This window comes from Glacieibacterium sp., from assembly GCF_965200405.1.
Taxonomy (GTDB): domain Bacteria; phylum Pseudomonadota; class Alphaproteobacteria; order Sphingomonadales; family Sphingomonadaceae; genus Glacieibacterium.
Genome location: NZ_OZ241356.1, coordinates 1,118,644 through 1,142,030, shown reverse-complemented (window position 1 = coordinate 1,142,030; position 23,387 = coordinate 1,118,644). Strand labels below are relative to the sequence as shown.

Annotated in this window: 28 protein-coding genes; 20 read left to right on the top strand and 8 right to left on the bottom strand. The window is 68.1% G+C overall.

What is annotated here, in order from left to right:
- Positions 1-52: 52 nt before the first annotated feature.
- From lgt to pgeF, 4 genes are read left to right on the top strand one after another with little or no spacing between them, the layout of a single operon-like run.
- Positions 53-895, top strand: a complete 843-nt coding sequence (gene lgt / locus ACOFKW_RS05125; protein WP_419816274.1) for a prolipoprotein diacylglyceryl transferase — start codon at positions 53-55, stop codon at positions 893-895.
- Positions 892-1,929, top strand: coding sequence for a class I SAM-dependent methyltransferase (locus ACOFKW_RS05120; RefSeq protein WP_419816273.1), 1,038 nt, complete (start codon positions 892-894; stop codon positions 1,927-1,929). The genes lgt and ACOFKW_RS05120 overlap by 4 nt, the downstream gene beginning before the upstream one ends.
- Positions 1,926-2,441 (top strand): N-acetyltransferase family protein, encoded by a 516-nt coding sequence (locus ACOFKW_RS05115; protein WP_419816272.1) that lies wholly within the window; start codon positions 1,926-1,928, stop codon positions 2,439-2,441. The genes ACOFKW_RS05120 and ACOFKW_RS05115 overlap by 4 nt, the downstream gene beginning before the upstream one ends.
- Positions 2,438-3,199, top strand: coding sequence for a peptidoglycan editing factor PgeF (pgeF, locus tag ACOFKW_RS05110; RefSeq protein WP_419816271.1), 762 nt, complete (start codon positions 2,438-2,440; stop codon positions 3,197-3,199). Before ACOFKW_RS05115 ends, pgeF begins: the two co-directional genes overlap by 4 nt.
- Here the strand turns inward: pgeF and ACOFKW_RS05105 are convergent.
- Positions 3,196-3,369 carry a hypothetical protein gene (locus ACOFKW_RS05105; RefSeq protein WP_419816270.1) on the bottom strand — a complete coding sequence of 58 codons (174 nt, stop codon included), beginning with the start codon at positions 3,367-3,369 and terminating at the stop codon, positions 3,196-3,198. The genes pgeF and ACOFKW_RS05105 overlap by 4 nt on opposite strands.
- 437 nt (positions 3,370-3,806) lie before the next feature.
- Between ACOFKW_RS05105 and ACOFKW_RS05100 the strand changes: the two genes are divergently transcribed.
- On the top strand, positions 3,807-4,742 hold the full coding sequence (locus ACOFKW_RS05100; RefSeq protein ID WP_419816269.1) for a ribose-phosphate pyrophosphokinase: 936 nt from the start codon (positions 3,807-3,809) through the stop codon (positions 4,740-4,742).
- A 148-nt stretch (positions 4,743-4,890) separates the two neighbouring features.
- Here ACOFKW_RS05100 and ACOFKW_RS05095 read toward each other — a convergent pair whose 3' ends face one another.
- From ACOFKW_RS05095 to argH, 5 genes are read right to left on the bottom strand one after another with little or no spacing between them, the layout of a single operon-like run.
- A complete protein-coding gene (locus tag ACOFKW_RS05095; protein ID WP_419816268.1) occupies positions 4,891-5,148 on the bottom strand; it encodes a plasmid stabilization protein in 258 nt (85 codons plus the stop codon).
- A 48-nt stretch (positions 5,149-5,196) separates the two neighbouring features.
- Positions 5,197-6,069: a UTP--glucose-1-phosphate uridylyltransferase gene (locus tag ACOFKW_RS05090; protein ID WP_419816869.1), complete on the bottom strand. Its 873-nt coding sequence runs from the start codon at positions 6,067-6,069 to the stop codon at positions 5,197-5,199.
- An 8-nt stretch (positions 6,070-6,077) separates the two neighbouring features.
- The gene (gene lysA / locus ACOFKW_RS05085) at positions 6,078-7,349 is read right to left on the bottom strand and encodes a diaminopimelate decarboxylase (protein WP_419816267.1); all 1,272 of its coding nucleotides are present in this window, start codon (positions 7,347-7,349) and stop codon (positions 6,078-6,080) included.
- Positions 7,350-7,352: 3 nt separating this feature from the next.
- Positions 7,353-7,595, bottom strand: coding sequence for a hypothetical protein (locus ACOFKW_RS05080; protein ID WP_419816266.1), 243 nt, complete (start codon positions 7,593-7,595; stop codon positions 7,353-7,355).
- Positions 7,592-8,956, bottom strand: coding sequence for an argininosuccinate lyase (gene argH, locus ACOFKW_RS05075; protein ID WP_419816868.1), 1,365 nt, complete (start codon positions 8,954-8,956; stop codon positions 7,592-7,594). The genes ACOFKW_RS05080 and argH overlap by 4 nt, the downstream gene beginning before the upstream one ends.
- Before the next feature lie 16 nt (positions 8,957-8,972).
- Here argH and ACOFKW_RS05070 point away from each other — a divergent pair, with 16 nt between their 5' ends.
- Both ACOFKW_RS05070 and ACOFKW_RS05065 read left to right on the top strand, forming a co-directional pair.
- Positions 8,973-9,518 (top strand): TlpA family protein disulfide reductase, encoded by a 546-nt coding sequence (locus tag ACOFKW_RS05070; protein ID WP_419816265.1) that lies wholly within the window; start codon positions 8,973-8,975, stop codon positions 9,516-9,518.
- Between the two features lie 96 nt (positions 9,519-9,614).
- Positions 9,615-11,732, top strand: a complete 2,118-nt coding sequence (locus tag ACOFKW_RS05065) for a prolyl oligopeptidase family serine peptidase (RefSeq protein ID WP_419816264.1) — start codon at positions 9,615-9,617, stop codon at positions 11,730-11,732.
- A 45-nt stretch (positions 11,733-11,777) separates the two neighbouring features.
- On the opposite strand, the gene dapD is transcribed toward ACOFKW_RS05065, so the two are convergent.
- Together dapD and ACOFKW_RS05055 are read right to left on the bottom strand one after the other, a co-directional pair.
- Positions 11,778-12,614 carry a 2,3,4,5-tetrahydropyridine-2,6-dicarboxylate N-succinyltransferase gene (gene dapD / locus ACOFKW_RS05060; protein WP_419816263.1) on the bottom strand — a complete coding sequence of 279 codons (837 nt, stop codon included), beginning with the start codon at positions 12,612-12,614 and terminating at the stop codon, positions 11,778-11,780.
- Positions 12,611-13,282 (bottom strand): pyrimidine 5'-nucleotidase, encoded by a 672-nt coding sequence (locus ACOFKW_RS05055; RefSeq protein WP_419816262.1) that lies wholly within the window; start codon positions 13,280-13,282, stop codon positions 12,611-12,613. Before ACOFKW_RS05055 ends, dapD begins: the two co-directional genes overlap by 4 nt.
- Positions 13,283-13,369: 87 nt before the next feature.
- Between ACOFKW_RS05055 and ACOFKW_RS05050 the strand changes: the two genes are divergently transcribed.
- The 13 genes from ACOFKW_RS05050 to yihA all read left to right on the top strand — a co-directional run bounded on the left by ACOFKW_RS05050 (position 13,370) and on the right by yihA (position 23,380).
- On the top strand, positions 13,370-14,881 hold the full coding sequence (locus tag ACOFKW_RS05050) for a replicative DNA helicase (protein WP_419816261.1): 1,512 nt from the start codon (positions 13,370-13,372) through the stop codon (positions 14,879-14,881).
- Between the two features lie 10 nt (positions 14,882-14,891).
- Positions 14,892-15,419 (top strand): CcdC protein domain-containing protein, encoded by a 528-nt coding sequence (locus tag ACOFKW_RS05045; RefSeq protein WP_419816260.1) that lies wholly within the window; start codon positions 14,892-14,894, stop codon positions 15,417-15,419.
- 76 nt (positions 15,420-15,495) lie between these two features.
- Positions 15,496-16,533: an alanine racemase gene (alr, locus tag ACOFKW_RS05040; protein WP_419816259.1), complete on the top strand. Its 1,038-nt coding sequence runs from the start codon at positions 15,496-15,498 to the stop codon at positions 16,531-16,533.
- 8 nt (positions 16,534-16,541) lie between these two features.
- A complete protein-coding gene (locus tag ACOFKW_RS05035; protein ID WP_419816258.1) occupies positions 16,542-17,327 on the top strand; it encodes an MlaE family ABC transporter permease in 786 nt (261 codons plus the stop codon).
- Positions 17,328-17,337: 10 nt separating this feature from the next.
- Positions 17,338-18,108: an ABC transporter ATP-binding protein gene (locus ACOFKW_RS05030; RefSeq protein WP_419816257.1), complete on the top strand. Its 771-nt coding sequence runs from the start codon at positions 17,338-17,340 to the stop codon at positions 18,106-18,108.
- Positions 18,109-18,131: 23 nt separating this feature from the next.
- Positions 18,132-18,650, top strand: coding sequence for a sigma-70 family RNA polymerase sigma factor (locus ACOFKW_RS05025; protein ID WP_419816256.1), 519 nt, complete (start codon positions 18,132-18,134; stop codon positions 18,648-18,650).
- The gene (locus tag ACOFKW_RS05020) at positions 18,647-19,378 is read left to right on the top strand and encodes an anti-sigma factor (RefSeq protein ID WP_419816255.1); all 732 of its coding nucleotides are present in this window, start codon (positions 18,647-18,649) and stop codon (positions 19,376-19,378) included. Before ACOFKW_RS05025 ends, ACOFKW_RS05020 begins: the two co-directional genes overlap by 4 nt.
- A gap of 90 nt (positions 19,379-19,468) precedes the next feature.
- Positions 19,469-20,032, top strand: a complete 564-nt coding sequence (locus tag ACOFKW_RS05015) for a fasciclin domain-containing protein (RefSeq protein WP_419816254.1) — start codon at positions 19,469-19,471, stop codon at positions 20,030-20,032.
- 129 nt (positions 20,033-20,161) lie between these two features.
- Entirely contained in the window at positions 20,162-20,296 is a 135-nt protein-coding gene (rpmH, locus tag ACOFKW_RS05010; RefSeq protein ID WP_419816253.1) for a 50S ribosomal protein L34, read from the top strand.
- An 18-nt stretch (positions 20,297-20,314) separates the two neighbouring features.
- Positions 20,315-20,656, top strand: coding sequence for a ribonuclease P protein component (gene rnpA / locus ACOFKW_RS05005; RefSeq protein WP_419816252.1), 342 nt, complete (start codon positions 20,315-20,317; stop codon positions 20,654-20,656).
- Positions 20,644-20,862 (top strand): membrane protein insertion efficiency factor YidD, encoded by a 219-nt coding sequence (gene yidD, locus ACOFKW_RS05000; protein ID WP_419816251.1) that lies wholly within the window; start codon positions 20,644-20,646, stop codon positions 20,860-20,862. Before rnpA ends, yidD begins: the two co-directional genes overlap by 13 nt.
- Positions 20,863-20,939: 77 nt before the next feature.
- Positions 20,940-22,670, top strand: a complete 1,731-nt coding sequence (gene yidC / locus ACOFKW_RS04995; RefSeq protein WP_419816250.1) for a membrane protein insertase YidC — start codon at positions 20,940-20,942, stop codon at positions 22,668-22,670.
- Positions 22,667-23,380 carry a ribosome biogenesis GTP-binding protein YihA/YsxC gene (yihA, locus tag ACOFKW_RS04990; protein WP_419816249.1) on the top strand — a complete coding sequence of 238 codons (714 nt, stop codon included), beginning with the start codon at positions 22,667-22,669 and terminating at the stop codon, positions 23,378-23,380. The genes yidC and yihA overlap by 4 nt, the downstream gene beginning before the upstream one ends.
- Positions 23,381-23,387: the final 7 nt, after the last annotated feature.

The following is a 23,387-nucleotide window of genomic DNA, read 5'->3' as shown; positions in this document are numbered from 1 at the left end:
TTGCGCCGACTATGGTGCCCGCCGCGCGCCGGTCAAAGGGAAAACGCTGCTGATGCTCGGCCAACTCCATGTCGCAGTCGACTTTGCCACGCTCGGCTTGAGCCCGGAATTGTTCAGCATCGGGCCGTTCGGCGGCTTCGGTCCGTTCGCGCTGCGCTGGTACAGCCTGGCCTATATCGGCGGCATCCTGCTCGGCTGGTACTATCTGACGCAGCTGCTGAAGCGGCCGGGCGCGCCGATGACGCGGGTCCAGGCGGACGACTTCATCACCTGGGCGACGCTGGGCATCATCATCGGCGGCCGGCTCGGCTATGTGTTGTTTTACAATCTCGACCAATATGTCGCGCACCCGATGGAGGTGTTCAGGCTGTGGGACGGCGGCATGTCGTTCCACGGCGGTGCACTCGGTACGACGGTGGCGATCCTGGTGTTTGCGCGGCGCAACGGGCTGAGCTTCCTGCGGATCTGCGATTATGTCGCCTGTGTTGCGCCGATCGGCCAGGGGCTGGGGCGGCTGGCGAACTTCGTCAACGGCGAGCTTTGGGGGCGGCCGACGGGGACTGACTGGGGCATCATCTTCCCGGGCGGCGGACCGTTGGCGCGGCATCCGAGCCAGTTGTACGAGGCGTTCGCCGAAGGGTTAGTGCTGCTGCTGGTGCTGAGCTGGATGTTCTGGCGGACCGATGCGCGCCTGCGGCCGGGCCTGCTGGTCGGGGTCGGCTGCGGCGCCTTCGGGCTGTTCCGCTTCATTATCGAGTTCTTTCGCGAGCCGGATGCGCAGGTCGGTTATCTGACGGCGCTGCACCTGACGATGGGGCAAATCTTGTGCTTCCCGATGATCCTGCTGGGTATCGCGCTGGTGATCTATTCGCAGCGGGCGCCGCGGGCCGCGTGACGCTGGCGGAGCGGCTGCGGCGGGAGATCGCCCAGGGCGGCCCGGTGTCGGTGGCGCGCTGGATGGCGGCGTGCAACAGCGCTTATTACGCCAGCCGCGATCCGCTGGGGGCGGCGGGCGACTTCATCACCGCGCCGGAAATCAGCCAGGTGTTCGGCGAGCTGATCGGGCTGGCGCTGGCCGATTGCTGGCTGCGGGCGGGTGCGCCGGAGCGGGTGCGGCTGGTCGAGCTGGGCCCTGGGCGAGGGACGCTGATGGCGGACCTGCTGCGGGCCACCGCCCGTGTGCCGGGGTTCGCAGCGGCGCTGAGCGTCCATTTCGTCGAGACCAGCCCGGTGTTGCGCGGCGAGCAGGCGAAGCGGGTTCCCGCCGCCGAGTGGCACGACGAGTTGGGCGAAGTACCGGATGACGCGCCGCTGCTGCTGGTCGCCAACGAATTTTTCGACGCCCTCCCGGTCCGGCAGTTCTTGCGCGCGCCGGCGGGCTGGCGGGAGCGGCTGGTCGGACTGGACGGGACGACGGCGATCGGCAGCCTGATTGCCGACCCGCTGGTGCCGCCCGCGCTATGGAATGCTCCCGCCGGGTCGGTGTTCGAAGCCTCGGCGGCGTCCACTGCGGTCGCGGCGGAGATCGGAGCGCGGCTGACCCGGCACGGCGGCGCGGCGATCGTTGCGGATTATGGGCATGACGGGCCGCAGATCGGGGACACGTTGCAGGCGGTGCAGGCGCATGGCCGCGCCGATCCGTTCGCGACGCCGGGTGACGTCGACCTGACCTGCCATGTCGATTTCACCGCGCTGGCCGTCGCGTCGGGCGTTGCGGCACACGGCCCGGTCGGGCAAGGCGCATGGCTGCGGGCGCTCGGCATCGAGGCACGCGCGGCGGCGCTCAAGGCTCGGGCAACGCCGGAGCAGGCGGACGGAATCGATACCGCGGTGGCGCGGCTGACTGGGGAGGACGCGATGGGCACGCTGTTCAAGGTCATGGCGCTGGCCGGCACCGGCTGGCCCACGCCGGCGGGATTCGCCGCATGAGCCCGACCTACCGCGACGGCGCCCCCGCCGATGCCGCGACGGTCCGCGCCGTCTATCTTGAAAGTTTCGATGCGATCTTCAGGCACTTGTACGCGCCAGAGGACTATGACGCCTTCATCGACGGGCAGAGTGAGGCGGCGTTTGCAGCCCAGCTTGGCGACCCCGCCTATCCATTCCGCCTTGCCGAGGTCGACGGCAGCCTCGTCGGCTTCTGCAAGCTCGGCCCGCCGTCGCTACCGTACGACCCGGCTGGTCGCACCTGCATCGAACTCCGCCAACTCTACCTGCTGGATCAGGCCAAGGGCACCGGCGTCGCGCTGGCGTTGACCGATTGGGCGGTAGCGGAGGCGCGGCGCCGGGGCGCCGCCGAGCTGTGGCTGTCGGTGTTCAGCGACAACCCGCGGGCCCGGCGCTTCTACGCCCGCTACGGCTTCGAGGAGGTCGGCGAGTTCAAGTTCATGGTCGGCAACCACGCCGACGACGAGTTCCTGTGCAGGTTGAAGCTCGCATGATCGATCGTGTCACTGCGCCGACGCTGACCGGTACCCGCCACGGCTTCCTAGGCCGGCAGGGCGGCGTCTCGACGGGCATCTATGCCAGCCTGAATTGCGGCCTTGGCTCCGCTGACGATGCCGCAGCGGTGGTCGAGAACCGTGCCCGCGCCGTCGCCGCGGTGGCGCCCGGCGCGGCGCTGGTGACGCTGCACCAGGTCCATAGCCCGACCGTGGTCACGGTGACCGAGGCGTTTCCCGACGCGGACCGCCCGCGCGCCGACGGCATGGTCACCGATCGTCCGGGCCTGGCACTGGCGATCCTGGCGGCCGACTGCGCCCCCATCCTGTTTGCCGATATCGAGGCCGGCGTGATCGGCGCCGCCCATGCCGGCTGGCGTCCGGCGCTGCATGGCGTCCTGCCCGCCACGGTCGACGCGATGGTCGCGCTCGGCGCCCGGCGCGAGCGCATCGCCGCCGCCGTCGGTCCCACGATCGGCCGCCGCAGCTATGAGGTCGACGAGGGCTTCCACGACCGCTTCCTTGCCGATGACGAGGCGCACGAGCGCTTCTTCGCCTCGGGTCGCGCCGGGCATCACCAGTTCGACCTAGAAGGATTCATCGTCCAGCGCCTTGCCGATGCCGGGCTGACCCGGATCGCGGCGCTTGGGTTGGACACCTACGCAGCGCCGGAGCGCTGGTTCAGTTACCGCCGCACGACCCACGCCGGCGAACCGGACTATGGCCGCCAGATCTCGATGATCGCGCTGCCGGCCTAGTTTCTGTCGTCCAGTCGTCGCAACAGCATTGCGAGTTCCTGCGGGACCGGCGCATTCGGCTCGATCCGGAATATGTCGCGCAACCGCTCACCGACCTTGCTGTTGCGATTGTTGCCGCAACGCTCCGTATATCGGTGTCCGTCTCCGCGTCTTTCCCAGTCGTTGGTCATTCGGCGCATCCGCTAATCCATCTGCGGTAAGACGTCGCGTTGGGGCGTGAGTTGCGCACTCTAACGTACATTGCAGCAATAATTCACCGATCGGTATCAATTAGTTCCGATAATTCGGTGGTTCGGGCGGTTTTCAGTCCCAAAAATGCGATGTCGATTACGAAGCGAAAATGCTCATCGGCCTCGTCTAGCAGTTGCCGGCGTCTTTGATCTCCACGATCGAATTGACTTCGATATCCGGGTCAATGCCTCGATCGATACACATGAGAGGTCCGGAACGATTGACGTTCCATAACTGGGTGAATCGGGCGCTGTCTGCCGACGCGCGACATTATCGCGGCAGTGCATCAGCGTGCGTGAGCGATGGTGATCGGGATTTGTTGCCCCGCGATGACACCGCCGCTAGGGAGGGCGCGCGCAGCTGGGGGTGAATTGCCGTGAAGATACTATCCGGGAACAGTAACCCCGAACTGGCAGCCGCCATTGCGGGATATCTCGACCTGGAGCTGACCAAGGCCAGCGTCCGCCGCTTTGCCGACGAGGAGGTGTTCGTCGAGATCGGCGAGAACGTCCGCGGCGAGGATGTCTTCGTCGTCCAGCCGACCAGCGCGCCGGCCAACGACAACCTCATGGAATTGCTGATCTGCATCGATGCGTTGAAGCGCGCTTCGGCGCGCCGCATCACTGCGGTCGTACCGTATTTCGGCTATGCCCGGCAGGACCGCAAGATGGGTCCCCGGACGCCGATCTCGGCCAAGCTGGTGGCTAATCTGATCACAATCGCCGGTGCCCACCGCGTTTTGTCGGTCGATCTCCACGCCGGGCAGATCCAGGGCTTCTTCGATATCCCGACCGACAACCTCTACGCCGCGCCGGTGATGAGCGCCGATATCGAGTCGCGGCTCGGCAAGCGCGAACTGACCGTGGTGTCCCCCGACGTCGGCGGCGTCGTTCGCGCTCGCGCATTGGCCAAGCGGCTGGGCAACGCCCCGCTGGCGATCGTCGACAAGCGCCGCGAGAAGCCGGGCGAGTCCGAGGTGATGAACATCATCGGCGACGTCCAGGGCAGGTTCTGCGTGCTGGTCGACGACATCGTCGATTCCGCCGGCACGCTGTGCAACGCCGCCGCCGCGCTGATGGAGGCCGGCGCGCTGGAGGTCACCGCCTATGTCACCCACGGCGTCCTGTCCGGCGGCGCCGTGGCGCGGGTCGAGGCATCGGTGCTGACGGAATTGGTGATCACCGACACCATCGCGCCGCTGCAGGTCGTCCGCGACTCGTCGAAGATCCGGATCATCACCGTCGCGCCGCTGTTCGCCGAGGCGATGCGGCGGACGAGCGAGGAGAGCTCGGTTTCGAGCCTGTTCGACTAGGGGCGTCTGTTCGACGCACACCGCGTCATCCCGGCGAAGGCCGGGACCCATTCAGCAGGCGCGTGGTAAGTTGGGCGCTACCGTTGCGACGGGCTCGATGAATGGGTCCCGGCCTTCGCCGGGATGACGGTGGTGGAGGGGATGGCCCCTACTTCGCCGCGGCATTCCGCTTCCGCGTCGCAGCCGCCTTCTTGGCGCTGTCCGACCGCTGCGCCGCCGTCCGCGCCGGGGATTGCCCCCGCCCGGAGCCGGACTTCTTGCCGCCGCCGTCCTGCTTGTTGACCGTCGCCCAGGCGCGCGCCTCGGCTTCCTTCTCGGGGACGCCGCGCTTTTCATAGCTGGCTTCGATGTGCTCGGCCTCGCGCTTCTGCTTGTCGGTGTAGGCGTCCTTGTCACCACGCGGCATCGTCGATCTCCCGGCTCACTCTGGCCGGGAAATCGACGACCGTGCCGGCTAGTTCCCGTGCGCCGCCAGCCAGTCGCGGACCTGCGGGCCGACATCGTCGCGGGCCAGCGACAGTGCAATGTTGGCGGTGATGAAGCCGGCCTTGTCGCCGCAATCGAAGCGTTCGCCGGTGAAGGTCAGCGCGTGGAACGGCTGCACGCCGATCAGCTCGGCCATCGCGTCGGTGAGCTGGATCTCGCCGCCGGCGCCGCGCTTGTGGGCGGCCAGGTGCGTCATGCACTCGGGCTGCAGGATGTAGCGGCCGACCGCCGCCAGCCGCGACGGCGCGGTCCCGGCGGCGGGCTTTTCGATCAGGCCCTTGACCTCGGTGATGATGCCGTCGACCGCGCCCGGCGAGACGATGCCGAAGCGGTTGGTGTGCGCCTCGGGCACCTCGAGCACGGCGATGATGTTACCGCCGAGGCGCTGGTAGGCATCGTTCATCTGCTTGAGGCAGGGCGCTTCGGGCGACCACAGCAGCTCGTCGGGCAGCAGCACGGCGAACGGCTCGCCGGCGGTGATGAAGCGGGCGCACCAGACGGCATGGCCCAGGCCGGCGGGCTCCTGCTGGCGGACATAGGAGATCCGGCCGGGCTCGAGCTGGGTGGTTTCCAGCACCGCGAGCTCGGCGTTCTTGCCCTTGGCCTTCAGGCTGGCGACAAGCTCGCCGGCGACGTCGAAATAATCCTCCAGCGCCGACTTGCCGCGCGCGGTGACGAAGACCAGCCGCTCGATGCCGGCCGACAGCGCCTCGTCGACGGCGTATTGCAGCAGGGGCTTGTCGACGACGGGCAGCAGCTCCTTGGGAACCGCCTTGGTGGCCGGCAGGAAGCGGGTGCCCTGGCCACCGACCGGGAAGACGGCGGTGCGAACGGGTCGGATGCTCAAGATCAGGTCTCCAGCCAAGGCGCCCGGGTGTCGAGCGCCATCATATCGGCGGCAACGCGCCGCGCACTGACGACGGCCCATCGATCGCCCGAAACCATGACTTCGGGGACCAGGTCGCGCGAATTATAGGTCGACGCCATGGTCGCGCCGTAAGCTCCCGCGGTCAAGAAAGCGATGAGATCGCCGCCGGTTACGCGCGGCATGTCGCGGTCGTCGGCAAAGGTGTCGCCGCTCTCGCAGACCGGGCCGACGACGGTCGCGGTCATCTGCTCGCCGGTCGGGCGGACCGCGGCGATGTCGTGCCAGGCGCCGTACATCGACGGGCGCAGCAGGTCGTTCATCGCCGCATCGACGACGACGAAAGTCTTGGCGACGCCCTGCTTGAGCAGGATGACGCGGCTGAGCAGCACGCCGGCGTTACCCGCGATCAGCCGGCCGGGCTCGAAGATCAGGCGGACGTCCCAGCGCTTTGTCGCCCGCGCGACCATCGCGCCATAGACCTCGGGCAGCGGCGGTGCTGGCAGGTCGGCGCGGTAGGGCACGCCGAGCCCGCCGCCGAGGTCGACACGCTCGATGATGTGCCCAAGCCCGCGCAGCCGGCCCATCAGCGCACCCAGCCGGCCGAAGGTTTCCTCCAGCGGGTCGAGGTCGCTGAGTTGGCTGCCGATGTGCGCGGCGATGCCGACCGGGTTGAGCGAGGCGTGCGCCGCGGCCTGGGCAAAGGCCGCCTCGGCGCGGGCGATCGGGATGCCGAACTTGTTGTCGTCGCCGCCGGTGGAGATTTTCGCGTGGGTCTTGGCGTCGACGCCGGGATTGACGCGGACGGCGATGTCGACCTGCTTGCCTGCCGAGGCGGCGACAGCGGCGAGCATCTCGATCTCGGCCTCGGACTCGACGTTGAACTGCAGGATACCCGCATCGATGCCGGCCTGGAGCTCGAAGACCTGCTTGCCGACGCCGGAGAAGACGATGCGGTTGGCGGGGACTCCGGCGGCCAGCGCACGGGCCAGCTCGCCGGCGGAAACCACGTCGGCCCCGGCGCCGCAGCGCGCCAGCGTCGCCAGCACCGACAGGTTCGGATTCGCCTTGGCGGCGAAGGCGACCAGCGGATTACCGTCGCCTAGGCCCGCCACCGCGGCGGCAAAGACCTGGTAATGGCGTTCCAGCGTCGCTGCCGAATAGACATAGACGGGGGTGCCGACGCTGGCCGCCAGTTGCTCCAGGTCGACGCCTTCGGCGTGGAGGACGCCGGAGCGCGTGTCGAAATGATTCATGGTCTAGTGCAATCCGGGAGGGGGCAGGTCGAAGCGGTCGTCGCGGCGCTCCTCCGATTTCTTCAGCGGGTCGTCGACCCGGTCGGGCGCCGCCTGGGGCGGCAGGGTCAGCTGCTGCGCAGGCGTCGGCGGCACCACCGCGTTGATCGGGCGCGGCGGCGTCCGGTCGGGCGATGCCGGGCTCAGCATCCCGAGCTTGCCGCACGCCGCGACCGCGAGCAGCAGGATGAGTGCGACCGGCTTCATAGCGTGTCCTTCGCGGCGGCGATCGCCTCGCGGACCCGGACCGGCGCGGTGCCGCCCTGGCTGGTCCGGCTGGCGACCGACGCATCGACCGACAGCACGTCGAAGACCCGCGCGTCGATCCGCGCATCGATCCCGGCCAGCGTCTCCAGCTTCAGCTCGGCCAGCCCGACGCCGGCAGCCTCGGCGGCGGCAACGGCGCGCCCGGTGATGTGATGGGCCTCGCGGAACGGCACCCCGGCTTCGCGCACCAGCCAGTCGGCAAGGTCGGTGGCGGTGGAGAAGCCCAGCGCCGCGACGGCACGCATCCGCTCCGGCACGAACGCCAGCGTCTCGATCATGCCGGTCATCGCGGCCAACGCCAGCGAAAGCAGGTCATAGGCCTCGAACACCGGCGGCTTGTCGTCCTGCATGTCCTTGGAATAGGCGAGCGGCAGGCCCTTCATCGTGACGCTGAGCGCGACAAGGCAGCCGAGCAGCCGCCCCGAATGGCCACGCACCAACTCGGCCGCGTCGGGATTGCGCTTTTGCGGCATGATCGAGGAGCCGGTCGAAAAGGCGTCGGGCAGCTTGACGAAGCCATAGGGCTGGCTCGCCCAGACGATGATCTCCTCGGCGAGCCGCGACAGATGCATGCCTGCCATCATCGCGGCGCTGAGAAACTCCAGCGCGAAATCGCGGTCGGAAACGCTGTCGAGCGAGTTGGCGGTCGGCCGGTCGAAGCCCAGCGCCCGCGCCGTCGCCGCCCGGTCGATCGGGAAGCCGGTCCCGGCCAGCGCCGCACTGCCGAGCGGGCATTCGTTCAGTCGCGCCCGCGCATCGCGGAAGCGCGAACGATCGCGCCGCACCATCTCGACATAGGCCATCAAATGATGCCCCAGCGTCACCGGCTGGGCGATCTGCAGATGGGTGAAGCCCGGCATCACCGTGTCGGCATGCTCCTCCGCCCGCGCCAGCAACGCCGCCTGCAGCGCGCCCAGCCCGGCGTCGACCGCATCGACGGCGTCGCGGGTCCACAACTTGAAATCGGTCGCGACCTGGTCGTTGCGCGACCGCGCCGTGTGCAGCCGTCCGGCGACCGGTCCGATCAGCTCGGCCAGCCGCGTCTCGACGTGCATATGGATATCTTCGAGCGCCGGGTCCTCGACCAGCCGGCCTTCGGCATATTCGGCGGTGATGGTCTCCAGCCCGCCAAGGATAGCGGCGATGTCGGCGGGCTCGACGATGCCCTGCGCGCCGAGCATCGCGGCATGCGCCTGCGAGCCGGCGAGGTCTTGTCGCCACAGTCGCTTGTCGAAGGATATCGACGCGTTTATGTCACGCATGACATCCGCGGGGCCGCCGGCGAAACGCCCGCCCCACAGCTGATTGGACTCTGGCATGCGCGTGTTGATCCTGACGCTCCTCGGCTGCCTGCTGGCTAGTTGCGACAGCAACGGTTCGGCTGCCGCCGATAGGGGAAAGGCGGCCGGGTCGCAAGGCGGGGTCGCCCTGAGCAAGCTCGACCGCAGCCACGCCGGGACCGCCGCACCCGACGTCGCCTTCCTGTCGCGCGACGGCACCTCGGCCAAGGTCGCCGATTTCAAGGGCAAGCCGGTGCTGGTCAATCTATGGGCGACCTGGTGTGCACCGTGCATCGCCGAGCTCCCCGAGATCGACGAGATGGCGCAGGGCGAGACCAAGCGGCTGACCGTGCTGACGATCAGCCAGGACCTGGGCGGCTGGCGCGCGGTCGACAAGTTCTGGACCCCCGGCAAGTTCGAGACGATCACCCCGCGGCTCGACCAGAAGGGCAATTTCGCCACGGCGGTGGAGGCTCAAGGGCTGCCGGTCTCGGTATTGTACGACGCCAGGGGCCGCGAGGTCTGGCGGGTCAACGGGCCGTTGAAGTGGACGTCGGCGGCGGTGCTGTCAGCGCTGCGCTGACAGCCGCGCCCTGCGGGATCGTCGCGGGGCCTCGCTATCCTTGCACCCGACGCGAACGGCACTAGAACGGCGCATGCCCCGAATGCCGGAGATTTCATGCGTTTGTTCCTGCTTGCGGCCGCCCAGCTGGCGGTCGCGATGACGATTGCCGCGCCAGTCGCCGCCATCGAATATCCCGTTACCGCCAACGTCGCGCAGGCCGATGTGATCCACGGCATCACCGTCGCCGATCCCTATCGCTGGCTGGAGAACGACGTCCGCACCGACAAGCAGGTCGAGGCCTGGGTCGCGGCGGAGAACAAGGTCACGCAAGCCTATCTGGCGACCCTGCCGCGCCGGGCGGCGATCAAGGCGCGACTGACCCAGCTTTACGATTACGAGCGCTTCATGCTGCCGACCGAGCGGGGCGGGCATGTCTTCTATCGCCGCAACGCCGGCCTGCAGAACCAGTTCGTGCTCTACGTCCAGGCTGGTGCCGGCGCGCCGCGGGTCCTGCTCGATCCCAACGGCTGGTCGAAGGACGGGGCGACGGCACTGGCCGAATGGGCACCGTCGCGCGACGGTCGCCACGTCGTCTATGCGGTCCAGGACGGCGGTACCGACTGGCGCACCGTCCATGTCGTCGACGTCGTCTCGGGCAAGGTGCTCGCCGATAAGCTCGACTGGGTGAAATTCTCGGAACTGGCGTGGAACGCCGATGGCAGCGGCTTCTACTACTCGCGCTATCCCCAGACGCCCGGCGGCACCGATTTCCGGTCGGAAGTCTTCGATCATGCCGTGTTCTTCCACCGAATCGGCACGCCGCAGGGCGAGGACACCAAGATCTTCGCGACCCCGGAGAATCGCGGCTATTACAATCCCGCGGTGGTCAGCGCCGATGGCCGCTGGCTGGTGCTGCTGTCGAGCACCGGCTCCGACGACCGCTACGAGGTCCGGATCAAGGACCTGGCGCAGCCCGAGGCACCGATCCGCACGCTGGTCGCCAAGCGCGACGCCGACTATCGCTTCGCCGGGTCGCAGGGCACGACGCTGTACTTCGTCACCAACAAGGACGCGCCGACCTATCGACTGGTGGCGTTCGACGGCGCGAACGTCGATGCAGCGCCGCGCACCGTCGTCGCGGCCGGCAAGGCGACGATCACCGCCAGCGCGCTGGTCGGCGGGCATCTGCTGGTGACGACGCTGGAGGACGCCAAGACCGTGGTGCGCCGCTATTCGATGGCGGGCGAGGCGCAGGGCGTTGTCGCGCTGCCGGGCATCGGCACGGCCAGCGGCTTCGATGCCGAGCCGGGCAAGTCGACGACCTATTTCCAATTCGCCAGCTATAACGCCCCGACGACGATCTATCGCTACGACGCGGCGACCAACAAGGCGGCGGTGTTTCGCCGCCCGGTGACCAAGTTCGACCCGGCGCAATATGAGGTGACCCAGGTTTTCTACACGTCGAGGGACGGCACGCGGGTGCCGATGTTCGTCTCGCACAAACGTGGCCTCGACCTGTCGAAGGGCGCGCCGACGCTGCTGTACGGCTATGGCGGCTTCAACATCAGCGTATTGCCGGCCTTCCGCGTCGATGCGCTGGCGTGGATGGAGATGGGCGGCGTCTATGCGGTCGCCAATCTGCGCGGCGGCGGCGAGTATGGCGCGGCGTGGCACAGCGGCGGCAAGCTGTTCAACAAGCAGAACGTCTTCGACGATTGCATCGCGGCGGCGGAATATCTGGTCAAGACCGGCGTCACCACCCCGGCGCAGCTGGCGGTGCAGGGCGGCTCCAACGGCGGCACCCTGGTCGGCGCGGTGGTCAACCAGCGGCCCGACCTGTTCGCGGTCGGGCTGCCGGCCGTCGGCGTCATGGATATGCTGCGATTCCCGCTGTTTACCGAGGGGCGGACCTGGACCGACGATTATGGCGACCCCAAGGACGCGGCGGCGTTCAAGAACCTGCTGACCTATTCGCCATATCATAACATCAAGGGCGGCCGGGCCTATCCGGCGATCATGGCGACCACCGCCGACACCGACGACCGCGTCGTGCCGGGGCACAGCTTCAAGTATATCGCCGCGCTGCAGGCCGCCGACGCCGGGCCCAAGCCGCACCTGATCCGCATCGACACCCGCGCCGGCCACGGCAGCGGCAAGCCGACCGCCAAGATCATCGAGGAGGTCGCCGACGAATGGGCGTTCGCCGCGAAGTGGACGGGGATGGCCGACTAGTCTGCTGCTGCCCCCTCCCGTTCCGGGAGGGGAACAAGAACCGCTCTAGTCCCGCAGCAGCTCGTTGATCGCGGTCTTGGCGCGGGTCTGCGCGTCGACGCGCTTGACGATGACCGCGCACGACAGGCTCGGTCCCGGCGAGCCGTCGGGGAGCGCCTTGCCGGGCAGCGAGCCGGGGACGACGACCGAAAAGGCGGGGACGCGGCCGACGAAGACCTCGCCGGTGGTGCGGTCGACGATCTTGCTGGTCGAGGAGATGAACACCCCCATCGACAACACGCAGCCGCGTTCGACGACGACGCCCTCGACGACCTCGGAGCGTGCGCCGATGAAGCAGTCGTCCTCGATGATCGTCGGCCCGGCCTGCAGCGGCTCGAGCACGCCGCCGATGCCGACGCCGCCCGAGAGGTGGACGTTGGCGCCGATCTGGGCGCAGCTGCCGACCGTCGCCCAGCCGTCGACCATCGAGTTGGCGCCGACATAGGCGCCGATGTTGACGAAGCTCGGCATCAGCACGACGCCCGGCGCGACATAGGCGCCGCGGCGGACGATCGAGCCGGGCACGGCGCGGAAACCGGCGGCGCGGAACTCCGCCTCGGTCCAGCCCTGGAACTTGCTCGGCACCTTGTCCCACCAGTGCGCGCCGCCGGGGCCGCCGGGGATCAGCGCCATGTCGTTGAGGCGGAACGACAGCAGCACCGCCTGCTTGAGCCATTGGTTGACCTGCCAGCCGCCATTGCCGTCGGGCTCGGCGACCCGCTGAGCGCCGGTGTCGAGCGCGGCCAGCGCGGCGGTCACGGCATCGCGCAGCTCACCCGTGGTTGCGGCGTTCACCGTGTCGCGCGCGGCCCAGCCGGCCTCGATGGTCGATTGTAGGGTCATGCGCTTGCGAGCTCCTTGGCGACCCGGGCCAGCCATGGGCCGAGGTCGGGGACGGTATAGTCGATCTGGTCGCGGAACTCGCCCGGGCCCTGCTCCGAGCCGTTGTCGATCCACACGGTGGTCATGCCGATCGCCTTGGCGGGCGCGAGGTTGCGCGCCATGTCCTCGACGAACAGCGCCTTGGTGGGGTCGATCGCGTAGGTCTTGCACAACTGGTCATAGGCCAGCGCGGCGGGTTTCGGCTGGTAGTCGCCGGCGTGGATGTCGTGGATCGCCTCGAACGCATCGGCGAGGCCGAGCTTCTCCAGCACCCGCTCGGCGTAATCTACGTCGGCGTTGGTGAAAATCAGCTTGCGCCCGGGCAGCGCCGCCATCGCCGCGACCAGCTCGGCATCGTGCGCCACCGGCGACAGGTCGATGGCATGGACCTTGTCGAGGAAGGTCCGCGGATCGACGCCGTGATCGTTCATCAGGCCGCGCAGCGTCATGCCGTGCGCGTGGAAAAAGCCCTTCTGCACGACCCGTGCCTCGGCGGCGCTGACGTCGAGCAGGTCCATGATGAACTGGCCCATGTTCTGGTCGATCTGGGCGAACAGGTCGCACGACGCCGGATACAGCGTGTTGTCGAGGTCGAAGATCCAGGTGTCGATGTGAGACAGGGCGTGCATGGGTCGAGGCTATAGCGACGCCTTGCACAGACCGCCAAGCGGTTATCCCCGAGACTGTGCACAGCCGGGTTTGCTCAGGCTCCGGCGATGCGCGACAAGGCCCGCATGATCACCCCGTTGCCCCTGCGAATCGTGCCTGCCCCCGCCGACACCGCCACCCTGCCGCAGAATCTGGAGGCCGAGGCGGCGCTGCTCGGCGCGCTGATGATCGACAACCGGCTGGTCGAGGACGTCATGCTCAAGCTGCGGCCCGAGCATTTCCACGAGGCGCTGCACGGCCGCATCTACGAGGCGATCCTGCGGCTGTCGGACCGCAACATGGTGGCGACGCCGGTGACGCTGAAGCCGCTGTTCGACGCCGATCCCGCGATGGCCGACGTCGGCGGCACCGCCTATCTGGCGCGGCTGACCGAACAGTCGGCGGCGCTGATCGCGGCCAAGGACTTCGCCGCGCAGATCTACGACCTCGCCCTGCTGCGCGAGATGATCCGCGTCGGCCGCGACATGGCGGCGGGCGCCTTCGACACCGGCGCCGACGTCGCACCGTTGAAGCAGATCGAGGCGGCGGAGCTGGCGCTGTACAAGGTCGCCGAGCAGGGCGACGTCGCCGGCGCGGTCAAGACCTTCGCCCAGGCGACGCGCGAGGCGGTCGAGATGGCCGACCGCGCGATGAAGTCGGGCGGGCATTTGTCGGGCTACACCACCGGCCTCGACGCGCTCAACGCCAAGATCGGCGGGCTCCACAAGTCCGACCTGGTGATCATCGCGGCGCGTCCGGCGATGGGCAAGACCGCGCTGGCCACCAACATCGCCTTTGCCTGTGCGCAGCGGGCCCAGCGCGACGCCGCCGACGGCATCCCGCCGGAGAAGTCCAGCGGCACCGGCGTGGCATTCTTCAGCCTCGAGATGTCGTCCGACCAGCTGGCGACGCGCGTCCTCGCCGAGCAATCGGGCGTCAACTCCGAGAGCCTGCGCATGGGCAAGATCAGCCAGGACGAGTTCAACCGGCTGGCGCGCGCCGCCGGGGCGCTGTCGGACCTGCCGCTCTACATCGACGACACGCCCGCCCTGTCGATCGCCGCGCTCAGGACCCGCGCGCGGCGTTTGAAGCGCCAGCGCGGCGTCGGGCTGATCGTCGTCGACTATCTCCAGCTGCTGCAGGGCTCCTCGAAAGCATCGAGCGACAACCGCGTGCAGGAGATCTCGGAGATCACCCGCGGTCTCAAGACACTGGCCAAGGAACTGCAGGTGCCGGTGCTGGCGCTGTCGCAGCTCAGCCGCGCCGTCGAAAACCGCGAGGACAAGCATCCGCAACTCGCCGACCTTCGCGAGTCGGGCACCATCGAGCAGGACGCCGATATCGTGCTGTTCGTTTACCGCGAGGAATATTATCACTCGCTCAAGCAGCCCGACCCCGAGGATACCGAGAAGCATCTGAAATGGCGCGAGAAAGCCGAGAAGATATTTGGCCTGGCCGAAGTCGTCGTCGCCAAGCAGCGTCACGGCTCGACCGGCACGGTGCCGCTGACCTTCCACAAGTCGACGACCAAGTTCTCGGATCGCGCCGAGGACGCCTATCTGCCCGAGCGCTACGAGTGACCGCTGCCGCATGAGCGACGATGGTGCGCGCGCCCTGACTTACGGCATCACGGGCATCGTCATGGTAATTGTCCTGGCCTTCCGCTGGCGGCGGATGAAGCGCAGCACGCCGTTGAAGCTGGAGCGGCTGTGGATCATCCCGGTGCTGTATTCGGCATTTGCGGCAACGGTGTTCTGGCTGCTGCCGCCGCACGGCTGGCAATGGGCCTGGGCCGCCGGCGCGCTGATCCTGGGCGGCGGTGTCGGCTGGTTGCGCGGCAAGGCGATGCGGATCGAGATCGACCCGGTGACCCACGACCTCAACCAGCGCCAGTCGCCCGCCGCGCTGCTGATCATCGTCGGGCTGGTCGTGGTGCGAATCTTGACGCGATCGGCGTTCGGCATGGACGTCGATCCGGCGCACGTCAGCCACGGGCTGATCGGCGCGTTCATCGCCTTCGCTGTCGGCCTGTTGAGCCTCCAGCGCCTCGAAATGTACCTGCGCGCCCGGCGGTTGCTGGTGGCGGCACGCGCCTCCCGGTTGGCCGCTGCGGAGTAGCATCGCGTTGGCGACAACCCCGGCTGACTGCCGCGCTGTGCTTGCGCCGGGGCGGTCGCCCGCTAAGACCGTGGTGATGTCGTCCACCGCCCCGCTCCGACTGATCGTCGATACCGCCGCGCTGGCTGCCAATTGGCGGCACCTGGCAGCGCGCAGCGGCGTCACTTGCGGCGCAGCGGTCAAGGCCGACGCTTACGGGCTGGGCGCGCATGGCACGGTGCGGGCGCTGGCCGAGGCCGGGTGCCGCGACTTCTTCGTGGCGCACTGGAACGAGGCGGCGGCGCTCGGCGACCTTGGCGACGATGTCCGCGTCGCGGTGTTCCACGGCATCGCACCCGGCGAGGAGGCGCTCGCCACCGGGCGCGCGGTGCCGGTCCTCAACACGCCCGCGCAAGTCACCCGCTGGCGCGAGATCGCTGCCGGGCGCGCCTGCGACATCATGATCGACACCGGCCTCAACCGGCTTGGCCTGAGCCTGGCGGAAGCCACCTCGGGCCTGCTCGACGGCATCGAGATCCGCACGTTGCACAGCCACCTCGCCTGCGCCGACGATCGCGATCACCCGCTCAATGCGCTCCAGTTGCAGCGTTTTCGCGAGGCCGTCGCCGCGGTGCCGCACCAGCGCGCCAGTCTCGCCAACTCCGCCGGTACCTGCCTTGGCCCCGACTATGCCTTCGACATGATCCGCCCCGGCATCGCGCTGTACGGCTGGGTCGCCTACCCCGATCATGCCCGCTCGCTCCAGCGTGTCGTCGGCATCGAGGCCAGCGTCGTCCAGGTCCGTGACGTCGGCGTCGGCCAAGCCTTCGGCTATAACGCCACCTGGACCGCGACCCGCCCGACACGGCTGGCGCTCGCCAACCTGGGCTATGCCGACGGCTATCGGCGCGCCTTCTCCAATCTCGGCGCCGTGCGCTTCGGCGGCCAGCGTTGCCCGGTCGTCGGCCGCGTCTCGATGGACCTGATCGGCGTCGACGTGACCGGGCTCGATGTGGCCGAGGGCGACTGGCTGGAGGTGGATTTCGACCTCGACACGGCGGCCGGCGCGACCGGCATTGCGCAATATGAGTTGCTGACTGGCCTCGGCCACCGCTATCAGCGGCGTTATATATGAACCGCCTGATGCTCCGAACGGTGGGCGCGCTCGCCGCGATCGGTGGAGTCGTGATCGAAGCACTGGCCTCGATCGGGCGCCTCGCCAAGTTCGCCTGGCGCGCGCTCAGCCACGGCCTGCTGCCGCCCTATTACCCGTCGCGACTGTTCGAGCAGATGCTGGTCATCGGCTATTTCTCGCTGCCGGTCGTCGGCATGACCGCGCTGTTCATCGGCTCGGCGCTGGCGCAGCAGATCTTTATCGGTGGCAGCCGCTTCAACGCCGCCTCGACCGTCCCGGCAGTCACCGTCATCGGCATCGTCCGCGAACTCGGGCCGGTGCTCGGCGGCCTGATGGTGGCGGGCCGCGTGTCTTCGGCGATGGCGGCGGAACTGGGCACGATGCGCGTCACCGAGCAGATCGACGCGCTGGCGACGCTGCGCACCGATCCGTTCCGCTATCTGATCGCGCCGCGCATCCTGGCGGCGGTGATCGTCATGCCGATCCTGGTGCTGGTCGCCAATTCGGTCGGCGTCCTCGGCGGCTTCCTGCTGGCGACCAGCCGGCTGGGCTTCAATTCCGCCAATTACCTCAGCACGACGATGCACTACCTCAAGGTCGACGACGTCGTCTCGTCGATGGTCAAGGCGACGGTATTCGGCTTCATCATCGCGCTGATGGGCTGCTATCACGGCTTCAAGTCGAGCGGCGGCGCCGCCGGCGTCGGCAAGGCGACCACCGACGCGGTGGTCAGCGCGTTCATCCTGATCCTGCTTTCGAACCTTATCATCACTGTGATCGTTTTCGGATCATGAGCCAGCCCTGGTGACCGATATCCCGAAGATCGCGCTCAAGGGCATCCGCAAGCGTTTTGGCGCCAAGCACGTCCTCAACGGCGTCGATCTCAACATCTGTGCGGGCGAATCGATGGTCATCATCGGTGGCTCGGGCACCGGCAAGTCGGTGACGATCAAGTGCATCCTCGGCCTGATCCGCCCCGACGCCGGGCTGATCGAGGTCGACGGGGTCGATATCACCCATCTGAAGGGCCGCGCACTGGCGGCGCACCAGGCGCGCTTCGGCATGTTGTTCCAGGGCGGCGCACTGTTCGATTCGCTCAGCGTCTGGCGCAACGTCAGCTTCGCCCTCGACCAGTCGCGGCGGTCGACCGAGTTGAGAGCCGCGGCGATCGACAATCTGGCGCGCGTCGGCCTGGGTGCCGATGTCGCCGACCTGCGCCCGTCCGAACTGTCTGGCGGCATGCAAAAGCGCGTCGCACTGGCCCGTGCCATCGCCCCGCGGCCGGAAATCATCTTCTTCGACGAGCCGACAACCGGCTTGGACCCGATCATGGCCGATGTTATCAATGATCTGATCGTCGAACTGGTCAAGGATCTCAAGATCACTGCGTTGACCATCACCCACGACATGGCCAGCGTCCGCAAGATCGCCGACCGCGTCGCGATGCTGTATAACGGCCGCATCGTCTGGCACGGGCCGCGCGAAGGCATCGACGCGACCGCCAATCCTTACGTTAACCAATTCGTCAACGGTCGTGCCGAAGGCCCGATCAAGATGGCGGTCCGGCAGTTTTGAGCGGCGCGGGCGAACTCGTCGTCATGCTCGCCAATACTGCGGGCGGCGACCGGCGCGCCTTTGAATCATTGTATGCCGCGACGTCGGCAAAACTATTCGGCGTCATCCTGCGTATCTTGCTCGAACGGGGCGAGGCCGAGGATGTTCTGCAGGAAGTTTATACGATTGTCTGGCGCAAGGCGGCCGAGTTCGACGCCAGCCGCGCCAGCCCGATTACTTGGATGGTGACGATCGCGCGCAATCGCTCGATCGACCGGCTGCGCGCACGCGGCAGCCGGCCCGTCGTGCAGCTCGACGAAGCGCATGACGTGCGCGACGACAGCCCCGGTGCCGACGAGGCGATCGACGCCGGTCGCGCCGCGACGGCGATCCAGGCGGCACTGGCCAAGCTCGACCCGCGCCATGCCGCGGCGATCCGCAGCGCCTATTTCGAGGGCCTGACCTATGAGGCGCTGGCCGAGCGCGACGGCGTTCCGGTCGGCACGTTGAAAAGCTGGGTGCGGCGCGGACTGATCCGCATGCGCGGGGCGATGGCGGCATGAGCGGCCAGGATTTCGACCGGATGGACGACGGCGCACCCGATGACGGCGCGGCGTTCGCCGCTGATTACGCGCTGGGTGCGCTCGGTGCCGCCGATCGCGTCGTCGCCGAGCGACGCATGGCGAGCGACCCCGCTTTCCGCTCCGAGGTCGAGGCCTGGCAGGCCGTGCTGGCGCCCATGGCCGAGGATATCGCCCCGGTCGCGCCACCGCCCGCGCTATGGGCCCGGATCGATGCAGCAACCCGCCCGGTGGCGGCGACCGTTCCTCAGCTAGGGAGCCAGAGTATGTGGAGCAGCCTCAACCTGTGGCGGTACATCGCCGGGGCCTCGACGGTCGCCGCAGGTATCGCCGTCGCCTTGCTGGTGGCGCGGCCACCGCAGCCGGCGCAGCAGCCGATACTGGTCGCGCGCCTGGCCGCCAGCGACGGCAGCGGCGTCATCACCGCGACCTATGACGCGGCGCGCGGCTCGGTGATCCTGACGCCGGCGGGCAAGTCCGATGCAGCCGGCAAGACGCCCGAGCTTTGGGTGATCGAGGGCGACAAGCCACCGCGCTCGCTGGGGACGATCGACATCTCCTCGACGACCTCGACCGCGATCCCGTCGGAGCGGCTGCGCGGCCTGAAGGAAGGCTCGACGCTGGCGATCAGCCTCGAGCCCAAGGGCGGCTCGACCACCGGCGCACCGACCGGGCCGATCGTCGCTACCGGCAAGCTGACCGGCATCTAGCCGCCCTGCGGCATTTCGGACCCGCAACTGTCGCCGCCAGGCATGCGTACCTGTGCCGTCCGGTTAGCGGGCTGGTTCAGGAGACTTGAAATGATGACAGGCAAGCAGGCGCTGGCCGCTGCGCTGATGACGATCGCCATGGTGGGGCCGCTGGCCGGTGCCGTCTACGCCAAGACCGTGATGGTGGGTGGGGCACCGATGCTGCCGACCAAGAACATCATCGAGAACGCCGTCAATTCCAAGGATCACACGACGCTGGTCGCCGCCGTCAAGGCCGCCGGCCTGGTCGATACGCTGTCCGGCCCGGGTCCGTTCACCGTCTTCGCGCCGACCAACGAAGCCTTTGCCAAGCTGCCCGCCGGCACCGTCGAGACCCTGGTCAAGCCGGAGAACAAGGACACGCTGAGCAAGATCCTGACCTATCACGTGGTCAGCGGCGCGATGGACTCCAAGGCCATCGCCAAGGCGATCAAGGCCGGCAACGGCCGCGCGACGCTCAAGACCGTGCAGGGCGGCGACCTGACCGCGACGATGGTCGGCACCAAGCTCAAGCTGATGGACGTCAAGGGTAATGCCTCGACCGTCACCATCGCCGACGTCTACCAGTCGAACGGCGTCATCCACGTCGTCGACACCGTGTTGATGCCGCAGTAATCCGGATCGGCCGGGACAAGCTTCAGGGCCTGTCCCGGCCACCGATCTTGACTCTGTCGGGGCTGCCGTCTATCCGCGCCCTTCGATTGCGTACCCTGCCCGGCAGGGAGCGAGCCCAAGGACCCGACGATGAAGCGTACTTATCAACCGAGCAAGCTGGTGCGCGCGCGCCGTCATGGGTTCCGCCTGCGCATGTCGACCCCGGGTGGCCGCAAGGTGCTGGCCAACCGCCGCGCCAAGGGCCGTGCCAAGCTCAGCGCCTAAACGCCGGCGGCCGGCGCGGTGGACCTCGCCGGCATCCCGACGATCTCGCTCAGGCGGGACTTCCTCAGCGCCAATCACGGTCGCCGGGCGCCAACGCCCGGCTTCGTGTTGCTCGTGCGCCGTCGCGGTGACGACGATGCCGCGATGCGCGCCGGCTTCACGGTCACCAAGAAGATCGGCAACAGCGTCGTCCGCAACCGCCTCAAGCGCCGCCTGCGCGCGCTAGTCCGGGGCGTGCTGCCCGAACTCGGCATTGCCGGCGCGGACCATGTCCTGATCGGGCGCGCCGACGGACTGACCCGCGATTTCGAGGCGCTGGCGGCGGACCTGCGCAAGGCGCTGGCGCGATGCGCCTCGTAAACCGCCTGCTGATCCTGCCGATCCGGGCCTGGCAGCTCGGACCGTCGCGAATCCTGCCGTCGTCGTGCCGCTACGCCCCCTCCTGCTCCGCCTATGCGATCCAGGCGATCGAGAAGCACGGGGCGCTCAAGGGCCTATGGCTCGGCACCCGGCGTATCCTCAGCTGCCACCCCTGGGGCGGCTCGGGTTACGACCCGGTTCCCTAAGGCGCTATGACCCCGTCCCTTAAGCCGCTATAGACCGCGCGCGCACCGTGCCGCGCGCCTCGTGAAAGACCCGCAGCTTGTCCGACAACCGTAACATGATCCTGGCGTTCGCGCTGTCGCTGCTGATCTGGTTCGGCTGGAGCTTCGCTTCGGAGCGTTTCTTCCCGCAGCCCAAGCGCCCGACCACCGCCGCCGTCGTCGCCGGTGCCGGCACGCCGCAGAACAGCAGCCCGACCATCCCCGCGGCTCCCGGCGAGATCCCCGCCGCCGCTGGTGCCGATGCGGTCCGCCCGCTCGCCGTCGTCGCGGCAGAAACCCCGCGCCTGCGCATCGACACGCCGCGGCTGCTCGGTTCGCTCAACCTGAAGGGCGCCCGTGTCGACGACTTGGTGCTCAAGACCTATTCGCAGACCATCGACAAGGCCTCGCCGCCGGTGCGCCTGTTCAGCCCGAGCGGCACCACCGACGCCTATTTCGCCCAGTTCGGCTGGGCCGGCGTTGGCGCCCCGGGTGCCGATACCGTCTGGACCGCCAGCGGCCCGGTACTGACCCCGACCACGCCCGTCACCCTAAGCTGGACCAACCCGGCCGGCGCGGTGTTCGAGATCGTGCTGTCGGTCGACGACCATTGGCTGTTCACGGCGAAGCAGCGCGTCCGCAATGCCGGACCGACACCGCTGACCGTGCGCTCCTACGGCCTGGTCGGCCGCACCGGCATCGGCCATGAGACCGACGCCAACAACCTCCACGTCGGCCCGCTGGGCGTCGTCAACGGTAAGCTGATGGACACCGAGGTCGCCTATAAAAAGCTTCGCGACAATGGCGCGCAGAGCCTCAGCAGCACCGGCGGCTGGCTCGGCATCACCGAGAAATACTGGCTGGCGGCGGTCATTCCCGACCAGGCCTCGCCGGTCGCGATGCGCTTCTCGGCAAACCCCGGCGACCGTTTCCAGACCGACTATCTCGCCGGCCCGGTCACCGTCGCGCCCGGTGCGACGGTCGAGACCACGGCGCGGCTGTTCGCCGGCGCCAAGGAAGTCGAGACGCTGACCCGCTACCGCGACACCTTCGGCATCCCGCTGTTCGAGCGCGCCGTCGACTGGGGCTGGTTCCGCGTCATCGCCCAGCCGATCTACATGCTGCTCGATTTCCTGTTCAAGCTGACCGGCAACTTCGGCGTCGCGATCATCGGCCTGACCCTGTGTGTCCGCGCCCTGATGTTCCCGATCGCCCAGCGCCAGTTCGCCTCGATGGCCAAGATGCGTGTCGTCGCGCCTCGCCTGAAGGAGCTGCAGGAGCGCTACAAGGACGACAAGCCCAAGCTCCAGTCGGAGATGATGGCGCTGTACGCCAAGGAGAAGGTCAACCCGGTCGCCGGCTGCCTGCCGATCTTCATCCAGATCCCGGTGTTCTACGCGCTGTACAAGACCCTGCTGATCTCCACGGAAATGCGGCACCAGCCGTTCATCCTGTGGATCAAGGACCTTAGCGCGCCCGATCCGGTGACGCCGCTCAACCTGTTCGGCCTGATCCCCTGGACGCCGCCGCACATGATCGCGCTCGGCGTGCTGCCGATCATCCTCGGCGTCACGATGTGGCTGCAGCAGCGGCTCAACCCGGCGGTCATGGACCCGGTCCAGAAGCAGGTCTTCGCCTTCATGCCGTGGGTGTTCATGTTCATCATGGCGCCGTTCGCGGCCGGGCTGCAGCTGTACTGGATCATCAACAACATCATCTCGATCGCCCAGCAATACGTCATGCTGCGCAAATACCCGATGCCCGCGACCCCGACGGTGGCGGCACCATGAGCGACGACCAAATCGGCGCGAAGCCCGTGATCGTTGATGTCGGTGGCGGAAAGCCACCGATCGACGCCGAGGAGAAGGCCCGCCGCTGGGCGCTCGAAGACGCCCGCCGCATCTTCACCGGGCCGATCGAATTCCTGAAGTCGGCGCCGGGGCTGGAGTTCCTGCCCGACCCCAAGGTCCCGGAGATCGCCTTTGCCGGGCGGTCGAACGTCGGCAAGTCATCGCTGCTCAACGCGCTGACCGGGCGGCAGGGGCTGGCACGGACCTCCAATACGCCGGGCCGGACGCAGGAGCTCAACTTCTTCGAAGTCGGCGACCCGCTGTCGTTCCGCCTCGTCGACATGCCCGGCTATGGCTATGCCGAGGCGCCCAAGGACATCGTCCGGCGCTGGCAGAACCTCGTGTTCGACTATCTGCGCGGGCGTGCCGTGCTCAAGCGCGTGCTGCTGCTGATCGACGCCCGCCACGGCATCAAGCCGGTCGACGGCGACATCATGGACCTGCTCGACAAGGCCGCCGTCAGCTACCAGGTCGTGCTGACCAAGGGCGACAAGATCAAACCGACCGAGTTGGCGGCGACGCTCGCCAAGGTCGAGGAGATCGCCCGCAAGCACCCGGCGGCCTTCCCGAGCCTGTTGGCGACGAGCAGCGAAAAGGGCACCGGGATCCTAGAGCTGCAGGCTGCGGTGGTAGCGGCGGCACTGAGCTAGAGCTTAC

Bases quoted from the DNA above. Each gene is read 5' to 3' on its own strand.
- lgt (WP_419816274.1), top strand. From the start codon at position 53: ATGCTCGGCCAACTCCATGTCGCAGTCGACTTTGCCACGCTCGGCTTG.
- ACOFKW_RS05115 (WP_419816272.1), top strand. From the start codon at position 1,926: ATGAGCCCGACCTACCGCGACGGCGCCCCCGCCGATGCCGCGACGGTC.
- pgeF (WP_419816271.1), top strand. From the start codon at position 2,438: ATGATCGATCGTGTCACTGCGCCGACGCTGACCGGTACCCGCCACGGC.
- ACOFKW_RS05105 (WP_419816270.1), bottom strand. From the start codon at position 3,369: ATGACCAACGACTGGGAAAGACGCGGAGACGGACACCGATATACGGAG.
- ACOFKW_RS05095 (WP_419816268.1), bottom strand. From the start codon at position 5,148: ATGCCGCGTGGTGACAAGGACGCCTACACCGACAAGCAGAAGCGCGAG.
- lysA (WP_419816267.1), bottom strand. From the start codon at position 7,349: ATGAATCATTTCGACACGCGCTCCGGCGTCCTCCACGCCGAAGGCGTC.
- ACOFKW_RS05080 (WP_419816266.1), bottom strand. From the start codon at position 7,595: ATGAAGCCGGTCGCACTCATCCTGCTGCTCGCGGTCGCGGCGTGCGGC.
- ACOFKW_RS05070 (WP_419816265.1), top strand. From the start codon at position 8,973: ATGCGCGTGTTGATCCTGACGCTCCTCGGCTGCCTGCTGGCTAGTTGC.
- ACOFKW_RS05065 (WP_419816264.1), top strand. From the start codon at position 9,615: ATGCGTTTGTTCCTGCTTGCGGCCGCCCAGCTGGCGGTCGCGATGACG.
- dapD (WP_419816263.1), bottom strand. From the start codon at position 12,614: ATGACCCTACAATCGACCATCGAGGCCGGCTGGGCCGCGCGCGACACG.
- ACOFKW_RS05055 (WP_419816262.1), bottom strand. From the start codon at position 13,282: ATGCACGCCCTGTCTCACATCGACACCTGGATCTTCGACCTCGACAAC.
- ACOFKW_RS05050 (WP_419816261.1), top strand. From the start codon at position 13,370: ATGCGCGACAAGGCCCGCATGATCACCCCGTTGCCCCTGCGAATCGTG.
- ACOFKW_RS05045 (WP_419816260.1), top strand. From the start codon at position 14,892: ATGAGCGACGATGGTGCGCGCGCCCTGACTTACGGCATCACGGGCATC.
- alr (WP_419816259.1), top strand. From the start codon at position 15,496: ATGTCGTCCACCGCCCCGCTCCGACTGATCGTCGATACCGCCGCGCTG.
- ACOFKW_RS05035 (WP_419816258.1), top strand. From the start codon at position 16,542: ATGCTCCGAACGGTGGGCGCGCTCGCCGCGATCGGTGGAGTCGTGATC.
- ACOFKW_RS05025 (WP_419816256.1), top strand. From the start codon at position 18,132: ATGCTCGCCAATACTGCGGGCGGCGACCGGCGCGCCTTTGAATCATTG.
- ACOFKW_RS05020 (WP_419816255.1), top strand. From the start codon at position 18,647: ATGAGCGGCCAGGATTTCGACCGGATGGACGACGGCGCACCCGATGAC.
- ACOFKW_RS05015 (WP_419816254.1), top strand. From the start codon at position 19,469: ATGATGACAGGCAAGCAGGCGCTGGCCGCTGCGCTGATGACGATCGCC.
- rpmH (WP_419816253.1), top strand. From the start codon at position 20,162: ATGAAGCGTACTTATCAACCGAGCAAGCTGGTGCGCGCGCGCCGTCAT.
- yidD (WP_419816251.1), top strand. From the start codon at position 20,644: ATGCGCCTCGTAAACCGCCTGCTGATCCTGCCGATCCGGGCCTGGCAG.
- yihA (WP_419816249.1), top strand. From the start codon at position 22,667: ATGAGCGACGACCAAATCGGCGCGAAGCCCGTGATCGTTGATGTCGGT.